Source organism: Pseudomonas sp. NPDC077186 (assembly GCF_044543505.1).
GTDB lineage: Bacteria > Pseudomonadota > Gammaproteobacteria > Pseudomonadales > Pseudomonadaceae > Aquipseudomonas.
Genome location: NZ_JBITWE010000001.1, coordinates 499,585 through 516,555 on the forward strand (window position 1 = coordinate 499,585; position 16,971 = coordinate 516,555).

Consider the following 16,971-nt stretch of genomic DNA (forward strand, 5'->3'; position numbering starts at 1 on the left):
GACTTAGACCATCTCCTCGCCGCCCTTGCCGCCGAGCACGATCTCGCCGGCCTCGGCCATGCGCCGGGCGATAGTGAGGATTTCCTTCTGCGCCGCCTCGACGTCGCTGACGCGCACCGGGCCCTTGGCCTCCAGGTCGTCGCGCAGCAGCTCGGCGGCGCGCTTGGACATGTTCTTGAACACCTTGTCCTTGATCGCCTCGTCGGCGCCCTTGAGCGCCAGCACCAGCACTTCGGACGACACCTCGCGCAGCAGCGCCTGGATACCGCGGTCGTCGACGTCGGCGAGGTTGTCGAAGACGAACATCAGGTCTTCGATCTGCGTCGACAGGTCCTCGTCCACCTCGCGGATCGAGTCCATCAGCTGACCCTCCACCGAGCTGTCGAGGAAGTTCATGATGTCCGCCGCGCGCTTGACCCCGCCCATGGTGGCGCGGGTGGTGTTGGCGCTGCCGGAGAACTGCTTCTCGAGAATCTGGTTGAGTTCCTTCAGCGCCGACGGCTGCACGGTGTTGAGCGAGGACACGCGCAGGATGATGTCCAGGCGCACCTTGTGATCGAAGTGACTGAGCACCTCGCCGGCTTGGTCCGGGTCGAGGTAGGCGACCACGATGGCCTGGATCTGCGGGTGCTCGTAGCGGATCACGTCGGCGACGGCGCGCGGTTCCATCCACTTGAGGCTGTCCAGGCCGCTGGTGCTGCCGCCGAGCAGGATGCGGTCGATCAGGTTGCCGGCCTTGTCCTCGCCGAGGGCCGCGGTAAGCATCTTGCGGATGTAGCCGTCGGCGCCGACGCCGAGGCTGGTCTGGTCGCCGACGATCTCGACGAACTCGCCCATCACCTGCTCGACCTGCTCGCGGTGGATATTGCGCATGCCGGCCATGGCCACGCCGACCCGCTGCACTTCCTTCGGCCCGAGGTGACGCAGCACCTGGGCGGCGTCGGTCTCGCCGAGCGACAGCAGGAGAATGGCGGCCTTGTCGACCTTGCTCAGCTTGGCGGGGGTACGGTTGTCACTCATCGGCGTTGATCCACTCTTTCACGACCTGGGCGACGCGGCCAGGGTCTTCCGCCACCAGGCTCTTGATCGCGTTCAGTTGCGCATCATACCCCTCGCTGGGACTGGGCAGCAGTATGCTCTGCGGCCCGCCGAGGCTGACCCGATCCTCGGACAGCTCGCCATCGAGGCCTGCCATTTCGCCGAGCTCGACGTCGCCGCCGGCCAGTTCCCTGCCCCTGCCGCCGCCGGTGATGTTGTTGAGCACCGGGCGCAGTACGCCGAACACCAGCAGCAGGATGAACAGCACGCCGAGCACCTGCTTGACGATGTCCCAGAACCAGGGCTGGGTGTAGAACGGAATGTCCGGAATTTCCTCGCCCAGCGCGGTGGTGAAGGCGGTGTTGATCACGCTGACGCTGTCGCCGCGGCTGGCGTCGAAGCCCACCGAGTCCTGCACCAGGCGGGTGAAGCGCGCCAGATCGTCGGCGCTCCAGGGCACCCGCGTGGTTTCGCCGGTGGCCGGATCGACACGCACCTGGTCGTCCACCACCACCGCCACCGACAGGCGGCGCAGGCGACCCTGCTGCTGCTTGGTGTAGCTGATCGAACGATCCAGTTCGAAGTTGCGGGTGGACTGCTCGCGCTTGTCCGCCGGGTACGGCGCCAGCATCGGCAGGCCGGTGGCCGGATCCATGATCTGCTGGCCGTTGGCATCCACCAGCGGCTGGCCGGCCGCCACCGGCCCGGCGGGCGCCGCAGCAGCGGCCGCCTGCTCGGGAGCCGCGGCCGGGCCGGGCGGCTGATTGGACAGCGCGCCGGGCACGCCCTGCGGCGGCAGGCTGCTCTGCCGCTGTTCGTTGACCTGCTGCTCGCTGCGCAGCGCCGGCTGGTCCGGGTTGAACATCTCGGAAGTGGACTCCACCGCGCTGAAATCGACGTCGGCGGCCACCTCGGCCTTGTAGCGACCGGTGCCCAGCACCGGCTGCAGGATGTTGTGCACGCGCTGGGTCAGCAGGCTTTCCATGCGCCGGCTGTAGTCGAACTGCTTGCCGGCCATGGTCAGCTCGGACAGTTCCTGTTGATCGGAGAGCAGGTTGCCCTTCTGGTCGACGACGGTGACCTGGCCCTTGTCCAGTTCCGGCACGCTGGTGGCGACCAGGTTGACGATGGCCATCACCTGGCTCGGCTCCAGGGCGCGGCCCGGATACAGCTCCACCAGAACCGAGGCCGAGGGTTTGCGCTCGTCGCGGACGAACACCGAGGCCTTGGGCATGGCCAGGTGCACGCGCGCCGCCTTGACGTTGTTGAGGCTGGCCACCGTGCGCGCCAGCTCGCCTTCCAGGCCGCGACGGTAGCGGGTGGCTTCCATAAACTGGCTGGTGCCCAGGCCCTGCTCGCGGTCGAGGATCTCGAAACCGACGCTGTTGTCGGTCGGCGCCACGCCGGCGGCGGCCAGGCGCATGCGTGCCCGCGCCAGGTCGTCGGCCTTGACCAGCAGCGCGCCGGAGGTGGGCTCCACGGTGTAATCGATGCCCGAGGCGCTGAGGGTTTCCACCACCTGGGTCGCGTCCATGCCGTTGAGGCTGCCGTACAGCGGGCGGTAATCCGGCTGTTGCGACCAGAGCACCACGGCGAAGCCGATGGCCACGCTGGCGGCCAGGCCGACCAGCAGGCCGAGCTGGCGCAGCACCGACATATCCGAGAGGTTTTCCAGGAAACTCAGGCCCAGCAACGGGCCCTTGGCCTGCGCCGCGTCAGCCTTGGCCGGTACCTTTGCTACTGCTGCTTCAGCCATGAATCAACCCTCAGACCGGCATCTGCATGATGTCTTGATAAGCCTGGACCAGCTTGTTGCGCACCTGGGTCATGGCCTGGAAGGACACGCTGGCCTTCTGCGAGGCGATCATCACGTCGGTGAGGTCCACCCCGCTCTGCCCCATCTCGAAGGCGGTAGCCAGCTTGTTGGAGGCCTGCTGGGTCTCGTTGACCTTGTTCACCGCCTGGCCGAGCATCTCCGAGAAACTCGGCGCGCCCGGCACCGGCTCGCTGGCGGCCGGCTTCTGCCGCGCCATCGCCTCGGACTGCATGGCGCGCATTTCCAGCATCAAGCGATTGAATTCAACACCCTGGCTCATGACTTCCTCCACTGCCCGCTTTTTGACACTTGCGGTGCTTTGCAGGTGGATATAGCAACAAGGGTGCCAAGAAGAGCAGCTACAAGCCGCAAGCCTCAAGCGGCAAGAAAAAGCGGCCTATCGACGAACCGCCGCACCTGGATTCCCGCCTGCGCGGGAATGACGAGGTAGCGTGTGGCCTGGAGTGAATCCGTCATTCCCGCGCAGGCGGGAATCCAGATCCTATCCAGACAGCTGGCAAGCGACCAAGCCGCCCACTGGAAAGCTCACTATCCTCAACGAACGCCCATAGACCCGCAAAGGAGTGCAGCATGAAACAACCGGCTGTTTACATCATGGCCAGCCAGCGTAATGGCACGCTCTATACCGGCGTCACCTCCAATCTGTTGCAACGAATATGGCAGCATCGAGAAAACAGCGCCGAAGGCTTTAGCCGCCAATACAACGTGAAATTGCTGGTGTGGTACGAACAGCATGAGGACATGCACAGCGCGATTGCCCGGGAAAAGGCGATCAAGAAATGGAATCGAGCCTGGAAATTACGCCTGATCGAAGAACTAAACCCGCATTGGCAAGATCTTTGGCCGGAAATTACCGGAGCCTCTCGCCTTCACTCTGGATCCCCGCCTTCGCGGGGATGACCGAGGTTGCCGTCATCCCCGCGAAGGCGGGAAATCCAGCCCGGGCACCCCGGACACACGCACGCCGATTGCCGTCATCCCCGCGAAGGCGGGGATCCAGTACCAGCCATTTCGTGCGTCATTCCCGCAAGCCTGCTAACTAGCGTACAGATAGGCCTCCACGTCCATACCGGCATCGCGCATCTGCGCCAGCTTGTAACGCAGGGTGCGCGGGCTGATGCCCAGGCGTTCGGCGGCCTCCTTGCGGCGGCCGCGCTCGGCACGCAGGGTATCGATGATCACCTGGAACTCGCGGCGACGCAGGTCTTCGCCCAGCGCGCCGGCATCCATCGCGGCCGGCGCCTCGGCCGCCTGCGGCGGGGCCGCCGGCACACCCGGCACCACCGCCAGACGCGGCGCCGGAGCCTGCACCGCCTGGCCGATGGGCGCATGCAGGCACAGGTCCTGCGGCTGAATCACCCCGCCCTGCTGGAGGATCAAGGCGCGCTGGATGGCGTTGTCCAGCTCGCGCACGTTGCCCGGCCACTGGTGCTGCAGCAGGCTCTGCGCGGCGGCCTCGGACAGGCGCACGGGGGACTGATTCATTTTTTTGACGTGCTTGGCCAGCAGTCGCTCGGCCAGCGGCAGAATATCGGCGGGACGCTCGCGCAACGGGCGCCAGGCCAGGGGGAATACCGACAGGCGATAGTAGAGATCCTCGCGGAAGCGCCCGGCCGCCACCTCGCCGGCCAGGTCGCGGTTGCTGGTGGCCAGCACGCGGATATCCAGGCTGATCGGCTTGCGCGCGCCGACCCGTTCCACCTCGCGCTCCTGCAGCACACGCAGCAGCTTGGCCTGCAGGCCAAGGGGCATCTCGGAAATCTCGTCGAGGAGGATGGTGCCGCCGTCGGCCAGCTCGAACTTGCCCGGCTGCGCCGTCACCGCGCCGGTAAAGGCGCCCTTCTCATGACCGAAGAGCGTGGCTTCGAGCATGTTGTCGGGAATCGCCGCACAGTTGATGGCGATGAACGGGCCGCCGGCGCGCGGCGACTGCTGGTGGATATAGCGCGCCAGCACTTCCTTGCCGGTGCCGGACTCGCCGGTGATCATCACCGTCGAGTCGCTCTGCGCCACCCGCGCGGCCAGCTCCAGCAGCTGCAGGCTGGCCGGCTCCAGCGCCACCGGGCCGTCGCGCTCGGCCGCGCTCAACCGACCCAGGGCATGACGCGCCACCAGCTCCAGCAGCGTGCGCGGCTCGAACGGCTTGACCAGGTAATCGGCGGCGCCCTGGCGGATCGCATCGACCGCCCGCTCCACCGCGCCGAAGGCGGTCATCAGCAGCACCGGCAATTGCGGGTAGCGGCCGCGGATCTGCGCCAGCAACTGGTGACCGTCCATGCCCGGCATATTGACGTCGCTGACCACCAGGCCGAAGGGCTCCTCGGTCAGGGCGACCAGCGCCGCTTCGGCGCAGTCCACCGCGCGGTAGTCGTGCCCGCCGAGGCACAGGGTATCGGCCAGGGCTTCGCGCAGGGCGCGGTCGTCTTCGACCAACAGGACTTTGGCAGCCATGGGGATCACTCCTGATTCAAACTGGGCGCTGCATCGAGCAGCGGCAGGGAAAGGATGGCGCAGGTGCCGCGACCGGCCCGCGATTGCAGCAGCAGCTGGCCCTGGTGAGCGCGCGCCACGGCCTTGACCACCGCCAGGCCGAGGCCGGTGCCGGTGGTCTTGGTGGTAAAGAAGGGTTCGCCCAGGCGCGCCAGGGTGGCGGCATCCATCCCCGGGCCGTTGTCGCTGATGCACAGGCGCAACTGATTGTCGCGGCGATACAGGTGGACCTTCAGCCGCGCCTCGCGTCCGCCCGCCTGGATGGCGTTGTCGATCAGGTTGAGCAGGGTGCCGACCAGGGTGTCGCGATTGCACAACAGTTCACCAGCGCGAACGTCGCACTGCCAACGCACCGTCATGCCGGTCACATGGGGTTCGGCGGCGGCACGCAGGGCGGCGAACAGCGCCTGCGGACCGAGGCGGTCCGGCAACGGCAGCTCGCCGCGGGCGAAGATCAGCATGTCGCGCACCTGGTTCTCCAGCTCGTGCAGGCGCTCCTTGAGGCGCCCGGCGAAGCGCTGCTGCTGCTCGGCCGGCAGCACCTGCTCGTTGAGGTGGCTGGCGTAGAGCAGGGCGGCGGACAGCGGCGTGCGAATCTGATGGGCCAGCGAGGCCACCATGCGCCCCAGCGCGGAAAGGCGCTCATGGCGCGACAGCTGATCCTGCAGGCGGCGGGTTTCCGTCAGGTCGGTGAGCAGCACCAACTGCCCCGGCTCGCCATGCAGCGAGCGGGTGGCGATGGACAGGCGGCGGCCGTCCTTCATGGAGATCTCGTGGCCGTCGTCCTCGCGCGGGGCGAAGTTGCGCGCGATCACCTGGCGCCAGAGCATGCCGACCAGGGGCTGGCCGAGCAGCGCGCGCGCCACCGGGTTGGCCTCGCGCACCACGCCCTGGCCATCGATCACGATGACGCCGCCCGGCAGCAGGTCCAGCAGGCTTTGCAGGCGATGGGCCAGACGCTCCTTCTCCGCCAGTTCCTGCATGCGCTGGGCGCTGACCAGGGCCAGCTGCCCCTTCAGTTCACTGACGCGCGCCTCGAGCAGGCTGTAGGACTCGCTGAGCTGATTGGACATCTGGTTGAACAGGGCGAAAGCCTGCTCCAGACCGGCGCGGCTGGCTTGTTCGAGCGGCGCCGAAGGGCTCGACTCGACTGGCTCGGAGGGGCGAACGCTTGCTTTCATCTTCTTCTCTCGCACAACGCACCGTCAGAAGACGGTCAGGTGAGAGAGGTTTAGCAATCCCCATGCCTACTTTTTTATCTTTATTTTTCAATAACTTGAAAAATAAAGCCGGAGGCTGTGTCAAAGCTCCGGCTTTAATCTCACTGATTCTTTGACGAAGGTGCGCCGAGAATCTGTCGGTGCGCACCGCGCTCCCTGCATGAGTCCGTAGGCCGGACATGGCGCCAGCCTTGTCCAGCGCCAGGCCGCTCGGTTGCGCAATCCGGGCTGGCGGACAAGCCTACGACATGGACATCCGCCCTACAGGTGTAGGAGCCCCGCCCCGGGGCGAAGCTTTGTAGTTGTGCGTTGCACATTCGACCGCTTTCGCCGCGGGGCGCGGCTCCTACAGAAGCTGGCATGCTGTCGGCAAATGGCATTCGCTTGGATCGCGCCCAGGTCGATCAATCCTCCTGACCCTCCTCTTCGCGGCGGCTCATGCCGTACTTGCGCATCTTCTCCACCAGAGTGGTACGGCGAATGCGCAGGCGCTCGGCGGCACGCGCCACCACGCCGCCGGCGTCGTCCAGCGCCTGCTGGATCAGCCCCTGTTCCAGATTGCCCAGGTAGTCCTTCAGGTCCAGGCCCTCCGGCGGCAGCATGGCCGGGGTATCCAGCCCCGGCAGGCCGGATATGATCGCCGCGCGCTCTTCCAGCTCGTCGCGCAGGCTGGCGGCCATCTGCTCGTCCTCGTCGTCGACGTGACGGAACTTCTTCGGCAGCTCGCCGACGCCGATCACCCCGTAGGGATGCATGATCGCCATGCGCTCGACCAGATTCGCCAACTCGCGCACGTTGCCCGCCCAGTCGTGGCGGCACAGCGACATGATGGCCGCCGAGTTGAAACGGATCGAGCCACGTTTCTCGTGCTCCATGCGCGAGATCAGCTCGTTCATCAGCAGCGGGATGTCCTCGATGCGCTCGCGCAGCGGCGCCATCTCGATGGGGAAGACGTTGAGGCGGTAGTACAGATCCTCGCGGAAGCTGCCGTCCTCGATCATCTTCTCCAGATTCTTGTGGGTGGCGGCGATGATGCGCACATCGGCGGTCTGCGTCTTGTTGCTGCCGACCCGTTCGAAGGTGCGCTCCTGCAGCACGCGCAACAGCTTGACCTGCATCGGCAGCGGCATGTCGCCGATCTCGTCGAGGAACAGGGTACCGCCATTGGCCAGCTCGAAGCGCCCTGCCCGGCTGGTAATGGCGCCGGTGAAGGCGCCCTTCTCGTGCCCGAACAGCTCGCTCTCCAGCAGCTCGGCGGGAATCGCACCGCAGTTGACCGGCACGAACGGCGCTTCGCGGCGCTTGGAGTGATAGTGCAGGTTGCGCGCCACCACCTCCTTGCCGGTGCCGGACTCGCCGAGGATCAGCACGCTGGCCTCGGTGTCGGCCACCTGCTGCATCATCTGCCGCACCTGCTGGATGGCGCGGCTGGTGCCGACCAGGCTGCGGAACAGGTTGGGCTCGCGCCGCTGGCCGCGGTCGCGGGCCTGATCGTACATCTCACGATAGACCTGGGCGCGGTGCAGCGAATCGAGCAGCTTGTTGTAGCTCAGCGGGGTTTCCAGGCTGGCCAGCACGCGCCGGCGCAGGTCCTCGGGCCAGTCGCCGGCTGCGGTCTCACCGATCGTCAGCAGCGGCAGGAACTCGTCCCAAGCGGCGATCTGCTTGGTCAGCTCCAGCGCACCGCCCTTGGATTCGACCTCGCCGAGCAACAGGCTGAGCACCTCGCGACTCGACTCCAGCTCGGCGACCGCATCCCGCCAGTTCTGGCTGCTGCAGGCGAGGTGCTCTTCCCCGAGAAAATTCAGAATGATCGCCAGCTCGTGGCGGCGCGCGGCATTATCGTCAATCAACAGGATTTTGGTTTCACGCCACATCTTGTGTTTGTCTGACTCGAGGAGTGAAGGAAATTGCACGCCAGATCCTCGGCGCACACCGGCAATTGGCCACTAGTAAAGTCAATATTTTGGACGCAGTCAATTTTATGGCGTAATTTTTTTGCTCGCCTATGACCATAGCTAAGCAGTTGTTCGCACAGTCGGGTAGTGGCAGCCGATAAAAAGAGAAAAGTCGCAGGCAATTGCGGAAGGGAAACCGAGCCGAACCTGGCGGCTAAGCTCGGGAAATTGCAGCTAAATCAGCCAAACAGCTGATAGACCTTGGCGCCTTGACGAGACTGATTGAGCTGCACCAGCTCGCCAGCCAGGCGCTGCTGCTCGGCCTGACAAACGGTCACCAGCTCACGGTAGAGCGCCAGCAGGTTTTCCATGCTGCCGCGCAACTGCTCTTCATCGCGACTCTCGACCATGGCCGCATCGACCGCCATGCGGCATTGCAGGTCCAGTTCGCCGATGGCCGCCCAGTCCTGCTTGGCCAGGGCGTCGCGCAGGGCCGTGCCGGTCTCCTGCAAACGCTGGACAGTAGCATTCATAACCTTCTCCTCCGACACCATGCCATTACTGGGCGATGGCATCCCAACCGGATTTGACCTCGCGCAGCAGCGCGGCCACTTCTTCGAGCAATGCCGGCTCGTTGTTGCGATTGGCCTGCAGCAGCCGCCCCGTCATGTATTCGTACAGGCTATCCAGATTCGCCGCCAGCTCGCCACCCTGACGATGATCCAGCGCCTCGCGCAGGCCACCGACGATGGCGATGCTCTTGCTGATCAGCTCGCCCTTAAGCTCCGTCTGACCGCGTTCCATGGCACCGCGCGCCTGGGCGATACGGGTCAGGCCGCCTTCCATCAACATCTGAATCAGGCGATGGGGACTGGCCTCGAAGGCCTGGGCTTGAGTATTGACGGTCTGGTACTGCTGGAGGGCCGCCATTGCATTCATCGTCGCTCTCGCTCTGCTGTTTGGCTGATACCTTGGGTATCGGCCCTGGCCGGCAAAGCTTTAGGCGAAATTAACCTGCCGATGCGGGCTCCACCTCGGGGCCGATGGCGTCCCAGGCCTCCTTGATTTGGCTCAGCAAGGCCTGCACCTCGTCCAGGCTGCGAGGTGTATCGTCCAGTGCCACGCCGGCCAGGCGGCGGGTCATGTAGTCGTACAGCGCATCCAGATTCTCGGCGATCTCGCCGCCCAGCTCCTTGTCCAGCCCGGCCTGCAATGCGCCGATGATGGACAGGGTACTGCCGACAGCCAGGCCGCGAACCTCAGGATTGCCCTCGAGCTGGGCATGGCGGGCCAGGGACAGGCGCTCCAGAGCGCCCTGCAGCAATAACTGAACGATACGGTAGGGGCTGACGTCCTGCGCGGTATTGACCGTTTTGTAGGTGTCGATGGGGTTGCTCATGGCTCAACTATCCTTCTTGACCACGCCGGGCAGGCTGCCCAGGGCCTGCGCCAGGCGATCACTGGTCTGGTTCAATTGCCCCACCAACGAGTCCATGGCGTTGAACTGGGCGAACAGACGGGTCTGCAATTGCTCGATACGGCGGTTGAGGGTTTCTTTCTGCTTGTCGATGCCGCTGATGGTGGTTTGCAGCCCCTTCATGCGCTCATCGAGGATGCCACCAGATTGCGTGTAACCCTCGATACGCTGCTCGAGGCGTTTCATCAAGCCAGTGTCTCCGATGAAAAAGGCGCCTACCGCGTCATAGTTGTCCTTTAATGCGCTGTCGAGCTTGCTGTCGTCGATCTTCAGGGTGCCGTCTTTCTGTGTGGTGATGCCAAGGTCAGCCAGGATGCGCACGGCATCCCCCGATTCGCCGCCCGGATTGACCAGCTCGTTGCGCACTCCGCCGAGCAAGGTACGCACGGTCGCATCGCCAACCAGACCGCCGACGACCGGCGCCTTGCCCTCGCCAACCTGAGTGACATTGGTCAACTGATTGGAGGTGGAGATCAGCTTGTTGTAAGTATCGACGAACTTCTTGATGCTGCTTTTGACCCCGGCATTGTCCTGGCCGACGGTCACGCTCAACGGCTTGTCTGCTTCGGTCTTGCCGACCAGGGTCAGGGTCACATCGGGGATGGCGTTGCTAATGGTATTGCTGGCGCTGCTCAGGCTCAGGCCGTCGATCTTGAACTCAGCGTTCGAAGCCTGCTCCAGGTAGCCTGCGGCGGAGCCGCTGACCGCGGCGAGCGTCCCCACGGGATTGTCCGGGTCGCTATAGTTGATGCTGCCGATGGCCAGATCAGCGAGCGCGGCATCGGCCGTCTCGATATAGATATCCTTGCCGGCACCGGTTTCCTTGGCGCTGAGCACCAGCCGCGAGGTGCCGCCGGCCGGGTCGTTGACGATATTGGCACTGATGCCCTTGTCCTTCAGCGCTGTATTGAGCTTGTCGCGGATCGCGGCCAGATCATCGCCCGCCTCGATGGCCACATCGACGCCGGCCTCGTCGCCAGCGCCCAGCTTGACCGTCAGTGTGCCCGCCCCCGAAGCACTAAAGCTCGAAGCGAGACTCTGGGTCGCCACCTTGCTGGCACTCGCCAGACGCCCGACCTCGACCTGGTAGCTACCGGCCAGGGCAGCGCTGCCGGCACTAGCCGTCAACGCAGTGGTATTGGACGAGGTGGCTGTGCGCTTTTCGAACAACGACGAGTTATTAAGATCCTTGAGCGCCGCCTGCAGTTCGCTCAGGGCGCTCTTGAGCTGGCCCAGGGCGGAAAACTTGGTGGTGGAGGCCTTTTCCAGGCGCGCCAGTTGCGCCTCTTTGGGCGCCCGCTCGGCGTTGACCATCGCACCGACGATGCTATTGATATCGATGCCGGAGCCAATTCCCGTTATGCCAGCCATAAGTTTCACCTCGCCATTGGGTTGACGCGAACACCACGCCAACGCGCAGAATCAGCAATAAACGTACCAGCCCACGCGCTCAGAGTTCGTGAAGAAATCGTCGCGAGCGAAGGCAGATTGCGTTTCGCCTGCGCGCAGCAAGCGGAGTGTATTGCAATACATGAGCATTGCGAGCACAGCCGAAATACGAGATGCCGAGCGCAGTAGATTTATTCACAAGCTCTCAGGCCTGGGCATTGAACAGCAGGCTACGCACCTCATCCAGGGTTTCGGCCAGACGCAGCGCTTCTTCAGAGGGAATCTGACGAATGACCTCGCCCGATACCCCGTCGGTCACCTTGACCACCACCCGCCCGGTCGAATCGTCCAGGCTGAAGTTCAGATTACGCTGAATGCTCTGGGCGAACTCGCGGATGCTGGATACCGCCTCTTCCACAGGCTGACGCCCGACCTCCGACGCTTGCAGCAACGCAGGCTGACGCTCTTCCGGCTTTTGCAGCGCAGCCGGCGCGCCCGCGTCGCTGCGCGCCGTTCTGACGACTGCAGCGCCGGATATACCGCCAAGCAGATTGATTTCCATAACTTCACCTCGAATGGCAAAGCGGGGAGTAGCGCAAGCGCTACCCCCCGTGGTTCACAGCAACCAGCCCCAAGCTTAACGCAGCAGGCTGAGTACCGCCTGCGGCAGCTGGTTGGCCTGAGCCAGGATCGCGGTGCCTGCCTGCTGCAGCACCTGATTTTTGCTCAGGTTGGCAGTTTCGGCGGCGAAGTCGGTGTCCGAAATCCGGCTACGGGCGGCCGAGGCGTTCTCTGCGATGTTCTGCAGGTTGGCAATGGTGTTGTCGAAGCGGTTCTGCACTGCACCCAGATCGGCACGCTGATTGTCGATGGTGGTCAGCGCCTGATCGAGCACCAGCACCGCCTTCTGCGCGCCTTCGGCAGTGGAGATATCCAGCTGGCTAACGTCGGAGTTGGTCTGGGCAGCAGCAGCTGCCGGGGTCACGCCTGCGCCGATGGTGGCACCGGTCGCCAGAGCGCCTGCGCCGTCGGTGATGGTGATCGAGGTCAGCGAGTTGGCACGGGTACCGCTGCTCATATCTTCGGCCGAGACCACGTTCATGGCACCGGCGCTGGTGTAGAAGGCGCCGACACCCAGGTTGGACTCACCGATACCGGCCGCGATCTTCTTGCCGACGTCGTCGACCGAATCGGTCGCCTTGATAGCCACCTTGATAGTGGCTGAGCCCTGAGTGGTCACGACTGCGACGTTGAGTTCGCCATCGGCGGGGGGTGTTGCCAGACCGGTGACGCCAGTGAGGGTTTGCTGATAGAACTCACCCTTAAGGCTGGAGGCGCTGGCCGAGCTCAGCGAAACGCTGATGTTCTCGTTGGCCTGGGCGCCAACTTGGAAGCTGGCGGTGCCGAACTTGCCGTCCAGCAGCTTGCGGCCACCGAAGGTGGTGGTGTTGCTGATACGGTCGAGTTCCTTCTGCAGCTGCTTCATCTCGCTGTTCAGGGCGCCACGCTCGCTGGAGCTGTTGGAACCGTTGGCCGACTGCAGGGACAGGTCGCGCATACGCTGCAGGATATTGGTGGACTGCTGCAGGGCACCTTCGGCGGTCTGCGCCAGGGAAATACCGTCGTTGGCGTTGCGCACCGCCACCCCCAGGCCGTTGACCTGGCTGGTCAGGCGGTTGGAAATCTGCAGGCCGGCGGCGTCGTCCTTGGCGGAGTTGATGCGCGAACCGGTGGACAGGCGCTGCAGGGAGGTATCCAGCGCCTTGGACGAGGTGTTCAGGTTGCGCTGAGTGTTCAGGGACGCAATGTTGGTATTGACGGTAAGAGCCATGGTGTTGCCTCCAATGGGCTGGTACTCAGATTAGCCGGGTGCTGCGAGCGCTTGGGCGGTCGCCTTGCTCAGGCACCCAGTTACTTCGCATTCGTCTCTTGTATCGGCGCTGCCGGTGATGGCTTTAGGCTTTTTTCGAGTTTTTTGTGGATTTTTTTTTTGTTTTTAAAACAGCTGGTTATGTAGCCTTCAGGGTCAACGAAACGACTTCGCCAAAGGTTTGTCTGGCTTGCCCCTGATTTGGCGGCTCGCAAGGAGCGGCTTTAGCCGCGAAATTTTTACCTGCGCCGAAGGTTCGCGGCTGAAGCCGCTCCTACAAGAGCACTATCACACACAGAACGACGACGCGGCCCGGATGCAATCCGGGCTACGAAACGGAGTAACTCAGGAAAAGCTTCGCGGATAAATCCGCCCCTACCCCCAAAAAATGAAGCGAGGCGATAGCCCGTCAGCGCAACTGGTTGAACAGGTTGAGCCCGGAAATCTTCACATAGCTCTGCTGCGCCGCCTCTAGGATCACCGACTGGAAGGCCAGGCGCGACAGGGCCTCGGCGTAGTCCAGCTCGCGCAGCTCGGCCTGCACAGACTTGTTAACCAGGGTGACATCCTCGTTATCGGTCAATGAAGTCTCCACCACATTGAGGCGCGCGCCGATCTGCCCACGCACCTGATCCAGGGCCACCATGTTGTTGTCCAGATTGGTGAGGCCCAGCGCCACGGCATCGCGCACCTCGCGATTGCCCTCAGGGGTAGTGGGCGCGTCTTCCAGAGACTGACGCAGAGTAGCGATCGCATTGAGGATGCCCACCCTGTTGGCAGGCGCGGTGGCCGGGTCGGTATCCGGCGGCGCGATCATGAAGCTCGATCCGGCAGGCGGTACGCCGTTGACGTAGAAGGCCGCACCACCGTACTGCACCAGGCTGTCCTGCCCCTCCACCAAGCGTCGGCTGACCGGCGTGCCATCCACGCCGTTCTCGTCCACCGGGGTCAGGGTATAGGCCAGCGGATCGGCGGGGTCGTTGAAGTCCAGGCGAATGCCGCCGGCGGGAAAGCTGGCAAACGCCACCTCGTCGTCCACTAGCGCACCGCTGATGATGGGCGCGGCAGGCGCCGCCGGATTGCCGCCGATACTCAGGCGCGCGGCATTGCGGCCACTGTCGAAGATGGCTCGGCCGCTGTCGCTGATCGGCAGCTCCAGCGAGCTGGCGATCTGCAGTTTGCGCTGGCCATCGTCGCCCTGATACAGATAGCTGCCATCGGCCGTGCGCAGATAAGGCTGGGTCTTGCCCTGGAAGCCGGCGAACAGGTACTCGCCACGGGCATTGCGGGTGTTCATCAGCGCCAGCAGTTCGTCTTCGCGCTGGCCCAGTTCGGCGGCGATGGCCTGACGCCCGGCCTGATCGAGCCCACCATTGCCTGCCTGCACGGTCAGCTCACGCACCCGCTGCAACACGGTGTTGACCGAATTGAGAGTGACCTCCTCCTGAGTCAGGCTGTTCTTCGCCGCCGTCAGGTTGGATTGATACTGGCCCAGCACCGACTGCTGCTGCTCCAGTTGCAGCAGACGCACCGAGGCCACCGGGTCGTCCGCCGGGGTGAGAATGCGGTTGCCGGTGCTGATCTGCTCCTGGGTGCGGATGGCGTTGGCGTAGTTGCGCTGCAGGCCGGAAACCCCGTTGTTGAATGCCTGGATAGTAGAGATGCGCATGCTTGAGCCTCTTGATGCGACCGTCGAGCGTTGACGGATTCGTAGGGTGCGGCGTGCGCACCTACGGTTTATCTAAATGAACTGATCAGGGTATCGAACAAAGAGCGGGCAACTTGAATGATTTGCGCCGAGGCGTTGTAGTACTGCTCGAACTTGATCAGGTTGGCCGCTTCTTCGTCCAGGTTGACCCCCGACAGCGAATCGCGGTTGTCGGTGGCCTGCTTGAGAATCGCCGTGGTCGCCTCGCCATCCAGCCGCGCCTGAGCGGTCAGGGTGCCAACCCGTTCGACCAGGTCGCCGTAGCCATCGGAGAAACTCACACCGGTACTTCCTGGCGCGGCGGGATCGACGCCGATGGTCGCCTTTGATTGCAGGTCGGCCAGTTTCAGCGCGTTGCGGTTGTCGGATACGCCATTGGCATTGAAGGCAACGGCGAAGGTGTCGCCCTCCTGCGGCCGGCCGCTGAGGGTCAGGCGCAGGGTGCTGCCATCGGCCAGCTGCAGTTCGTAGCTATTGGTCTGCCCGGACTGGAAGCTGGCCGGTGCGGCCGGCGTACCATCGGCGTTGATACGGGTCAGGGTGGCGCCAGCCGGCACGCTGAAATCACCGGCGGCCTCGTCGTAGGTCAGGGTTACCGGCAGAGCGCCGGTCAGGCTGCCCAGATTCAGCACGGACTGCAGGTCGGGCTGGCTAATGGCGCCGGTGCCGCGGTTCTGCAGGTTGGACTCGGCCCGCACGGGCGCGGCAAAGGCCAACTGGTCGGGCTGATCGAGCACGACGGCGATGTCGCCGGCGCCGCGACGGGTCGGCTGCAGCAGGAAGATGTCACCTGCCGCCGGCGCCGGCGTGCCGACGTCTATGGTGAAACCCTGGTCGCGACCATTGCCGTCGCTGAAGCTGAGCGTGCCGGGCGGGTTCTCGGTCACGCTCATCATCGCGTTATCGCTGAGGCGGCGCGCCGTGTAGTTGGTGCCGTCGAACTCCAGGCGGTAGTCGCTGGCGGTCAGCAGGCTGGTGTCGCCTATATTGAGCAAGGGCTGGGCATTGCTGCTGTTGCTACTGAAAACGCGTACGCGCAGTGCTGCCAACGCCGGATCGTTGAAGTCGCCGAACAGCGCGCTCCCCACCTGCCCCTTGAGGTCGAGGCCCTGGCCAAGCTGACTGTTGACCTGATCGCTGACGGCCAGGGCCAGACGGCCGAGACTGTTGAAGGTGGAGTCCAGTACCTCCTGGCGATAGCGGATCAAGCCGCCCAGCTCGCCGCCGCTGAGCTGGGTGGTAATGGTCTGGCGCGAGTTGCCGCTGACGAACTGAACCTCGAAGCGCGTGGGATCGCCCTGCCCCGGCCCGACCTCCAGGCGGCTGGCGGTAGCGCCCACCACCAGCGGCTGGCCGCTGCCGATAAACAGGTTGTAGCTGCTGTCGTCCTGCGGCACCACGGTGACGCCGACGTAGGTGGACAGCTGGCGCACCGCCTCGTCGCGGGCATCGAGCAGGTCGTTGGGCTGCTGGCCGTTGGCCGCCGCGACGGCGATGGCGTTGTTCAGGCTGGCGACGCTGGTAGCCAGGCGGTTGACCTGATCGCTGACCGCCACCATCTGCTTGTTGAGAAAGTTGTTCTGCTCATTGAGCCGTTCGTAAACGGTATTGAAGCGCCGCGAGAGGCCCTCGGCCTCGGACAGCACCAGTTGCCGCGCCGGGATATTGGCCGGATCCTCTGCCGCGGTCTGCAACGCGGCGAAGAAGGATTGCAGCGAGGGAGTGATGCCGGTGGTGGAGCCGGCCAGCAAGGAGTCGAGCTGATCGATTTGGCTCTTGTAGGCCGCCACGTCGCTGGCCAGCGCCGTGCTGGAGCGCAACTGGCTGGTAAGAAACTCGCTGTAGCTGCGGCGGATATCCACCAGGCTGGTACCCGAGCCGATATAGCCGGCGCCGCTGAACTGCGGAATGCGCGTGGCCTGCACCGCATCCTGGCGGGTATAGCCCGGTGTATTGATATTGGTGATGTTGTGACCGGTGACGCTGAGCTGGGTCTTGCTGGCGGCAAGCCCGGACAGGCCAATACTCAGTAGGTCAGCCATGC

At 64.3% G+C, this 16,971-nt stretch carries 15 protein-coding genes; 1 reads left to right on the forward strand and 14 read right to left on the reverse strand.

Features of this window, described 5'->3' with window-relative positions:
* Positions 1–3 precede the first annotated feature (3 nt).
* From fliG to fliE, 3 genes are read right to left on the reverse strand one after another with little or no spacing between them, the layout of a single operon-like run.
* Complete coding sequence (gene fliG, locus ACIGKL_RS02320; RefSeq protein ID WP_021444795.1) at positions 4–1,020, reverse strand: flagellar motor switch protein FliG; 1,017 nt, start codon at positions 1,018–1,020, stop codon at positions 4–6.
* Positions 1,013–2,794, reverse strand: a complete 1,782-nt coding sequence (fliF, locus tag ACIGKL_RS02325; protein ID WP_397485111.1) for a flagellar basal-body MS-ring/collar protein FliF — start codon at positions 2,792–2,794, stop codon at positions 1,013–1,015. Before fliF ends, fliG begins: the two co-directional genes overlap by 8 nt.
* A gap of 10 nt (positions 2,795–2,804) precedes the next feature.
* Complete coding sequence (gene fliE, locus ACIGKL_RS02330) at positions 2,805–3,134, reverse strand: flagellar hook-basal body complex protein FliE (RefSeq protein WP_397485112.1); 330 nt, start codon at positions 3,132–3,134, stop codon at positions 2,805–2,807.
* A 311-nt stretch (positions 3,135–3,445) separates the two neighbouring features.
* Here fliE and ACIGKL_RS02335 point away from each other — a divergent pair, with 311 nt between their 5' ends.
* Positions 3,446–3,775 (forward strand): GIY-YIG nuclease family protein, encoded by a 330-nt coding sequence (locus tag ACIGKL_RS02335; protein WP_397485113.1) that lies wholly within the window; start codon positions 3,446–3,448, stop codon positions 3,773–3,775.
* A 135-nt stretch (positions 3,776–3,910) separates the two neighbouring features.
* Here ACIGKL_RS02335 and fleR read toward each other — a convergent pair whose 3' ends face one another.
* The 11 genes from fleR to flgK form a co-directional block, all read right to left on the reverse strand.
* Entirely contained in the window at positions 3,911–5,326 is a 1,416-nt protein-coding gene (gene fleR, locus ACIGKL_RS02340) for a sigma-54-dependent response regulator transcription factor FleR (protein ID WP_397485114.1), read from the reverse strand.
* Between the two features lie 5 nt (positions 5,327–5,331).
* Positions 5,332–6,546: a sensor histidine kinase gene (locus ACIGKL_RS02345; protein WP_397485115.1), complete on the reverse strand. Its 1,215-nt coding sequence runs from the start codon at positions 6,544–6,546 to the stop codon at positions 5,332–5,334.
* A 443-nt stretch (positions 6,547–6,989) separates the two neighbouring features.
* On the reverse strand, positions 6,990–8,462 hold the full coding sequence (locus tag ACIGKL_RS02350; RefSeq protein WP_397485116.1) for a sigma-54 dependent transcriptional regulator: 1,473 nt from the start codon (positions 8,460–8,462) through the stop codon (positions 6,990–6,992).
* 260 nt (positions 8,463–8,722) lie between these two features.
* The gene (locus ACIGKL_RS02355; protein ID WP_397485117.1) at positions 8,723–9,016 is read right to left on the reverse strand and encodes a flagellar protein FliT; all 294 of its coding nucleotides are present in this window, start codon (positions 9,014–9,016) and stop codon (positions 8,723–8,725) included.
* Between the two features lie 25 nt (positions 9,017–9,041).
* Positions 9,042–9,422: a flagellar export chaperone FliS gene (gene fliS, locus ACIGKL_RS02360; RefSeq protein WP_397485118.1), complete on the reverse strand. Its 381-nt coding sequence runs from the start codon at positions 9,420–9,422 to the stop codon at positions 9,042–9,044.
* Positions 9,423–9,492: 70 nt separating this feature from the next.
* Positions 9,493–9,882: a flagellar export chaperone FliS gene (gene fliS, locus ACIGKL_RS02365; protein ID WP_397485119.1), complete on the reverse strand. Its 390-nt coding sequence runs from the start codon at positions 9,880–9,882 to the stop codon at positions 9,493–9,495.
* Between the two features lie 3 nt (positions 9,883–9,885).
* Positions 9,886–11,331: a flagellar filament capping protein FliD gene (gene fliD / locus ACIGKL_RS02370; RefSeq protein ID WP_397485120.1), complete on the reverse strand. Its 1,446-nt coding sequence runs from the start codon at positions 11,329–11,331 to the stop codon at positions 9,886–9,888.
* 223 nt (positions 11,332–11,554) lie between these two features.
* Positions 11,555–11,911, reverse strand: a complete 357-nt coding sequence (locus ACIGKL_RS02375) for a flagellar protein FlaG (RefSeq protein ID WP_397485121.1) — start codon at positions 11,909–11,911, stop codon at positions 11,555–11,557.
* Between the two features lie 75 nt (positions 11,912–11,986).
* A complete protein-coding gene (locus tag ACIGKL_RS02380; protein ID WP_397485122.1) occupies positions 11,987–13,180 on the reverse strand; it encodes a flagellin in 1,194 nt (397 codons plus the stop codon).
* 448 nt (positions 13,181–13,628) lie between these two features.
* Entirely contained in the window at positions 13,629–14,888 is a 1,260-nt protein-coding gene (gene flgL, locus ACIGKL_RS02385; protein WP_397485123.1) for a flagellar hook-associated protein FlgL, read from the reverse strand.
* A 68-nt stretch (positions 14,889–14,956) separates the two neighbouring features.
* The gene (gene flgK, locus ACIGKL_RS02390; RefSeq protein ID WP_397485124.1) at positions 14,957–16,969 is read right to left on the reverse strand and encodes a flagellar hook-associated protein FlgK; all 2,013 of its coding nucleotides are present in this window, start codon (positions 16,967–16,969) and stop codon (positions 14,957–14,959) included.
* Positions 16,970–16,971: the final 2 nt, after the last annotated feature.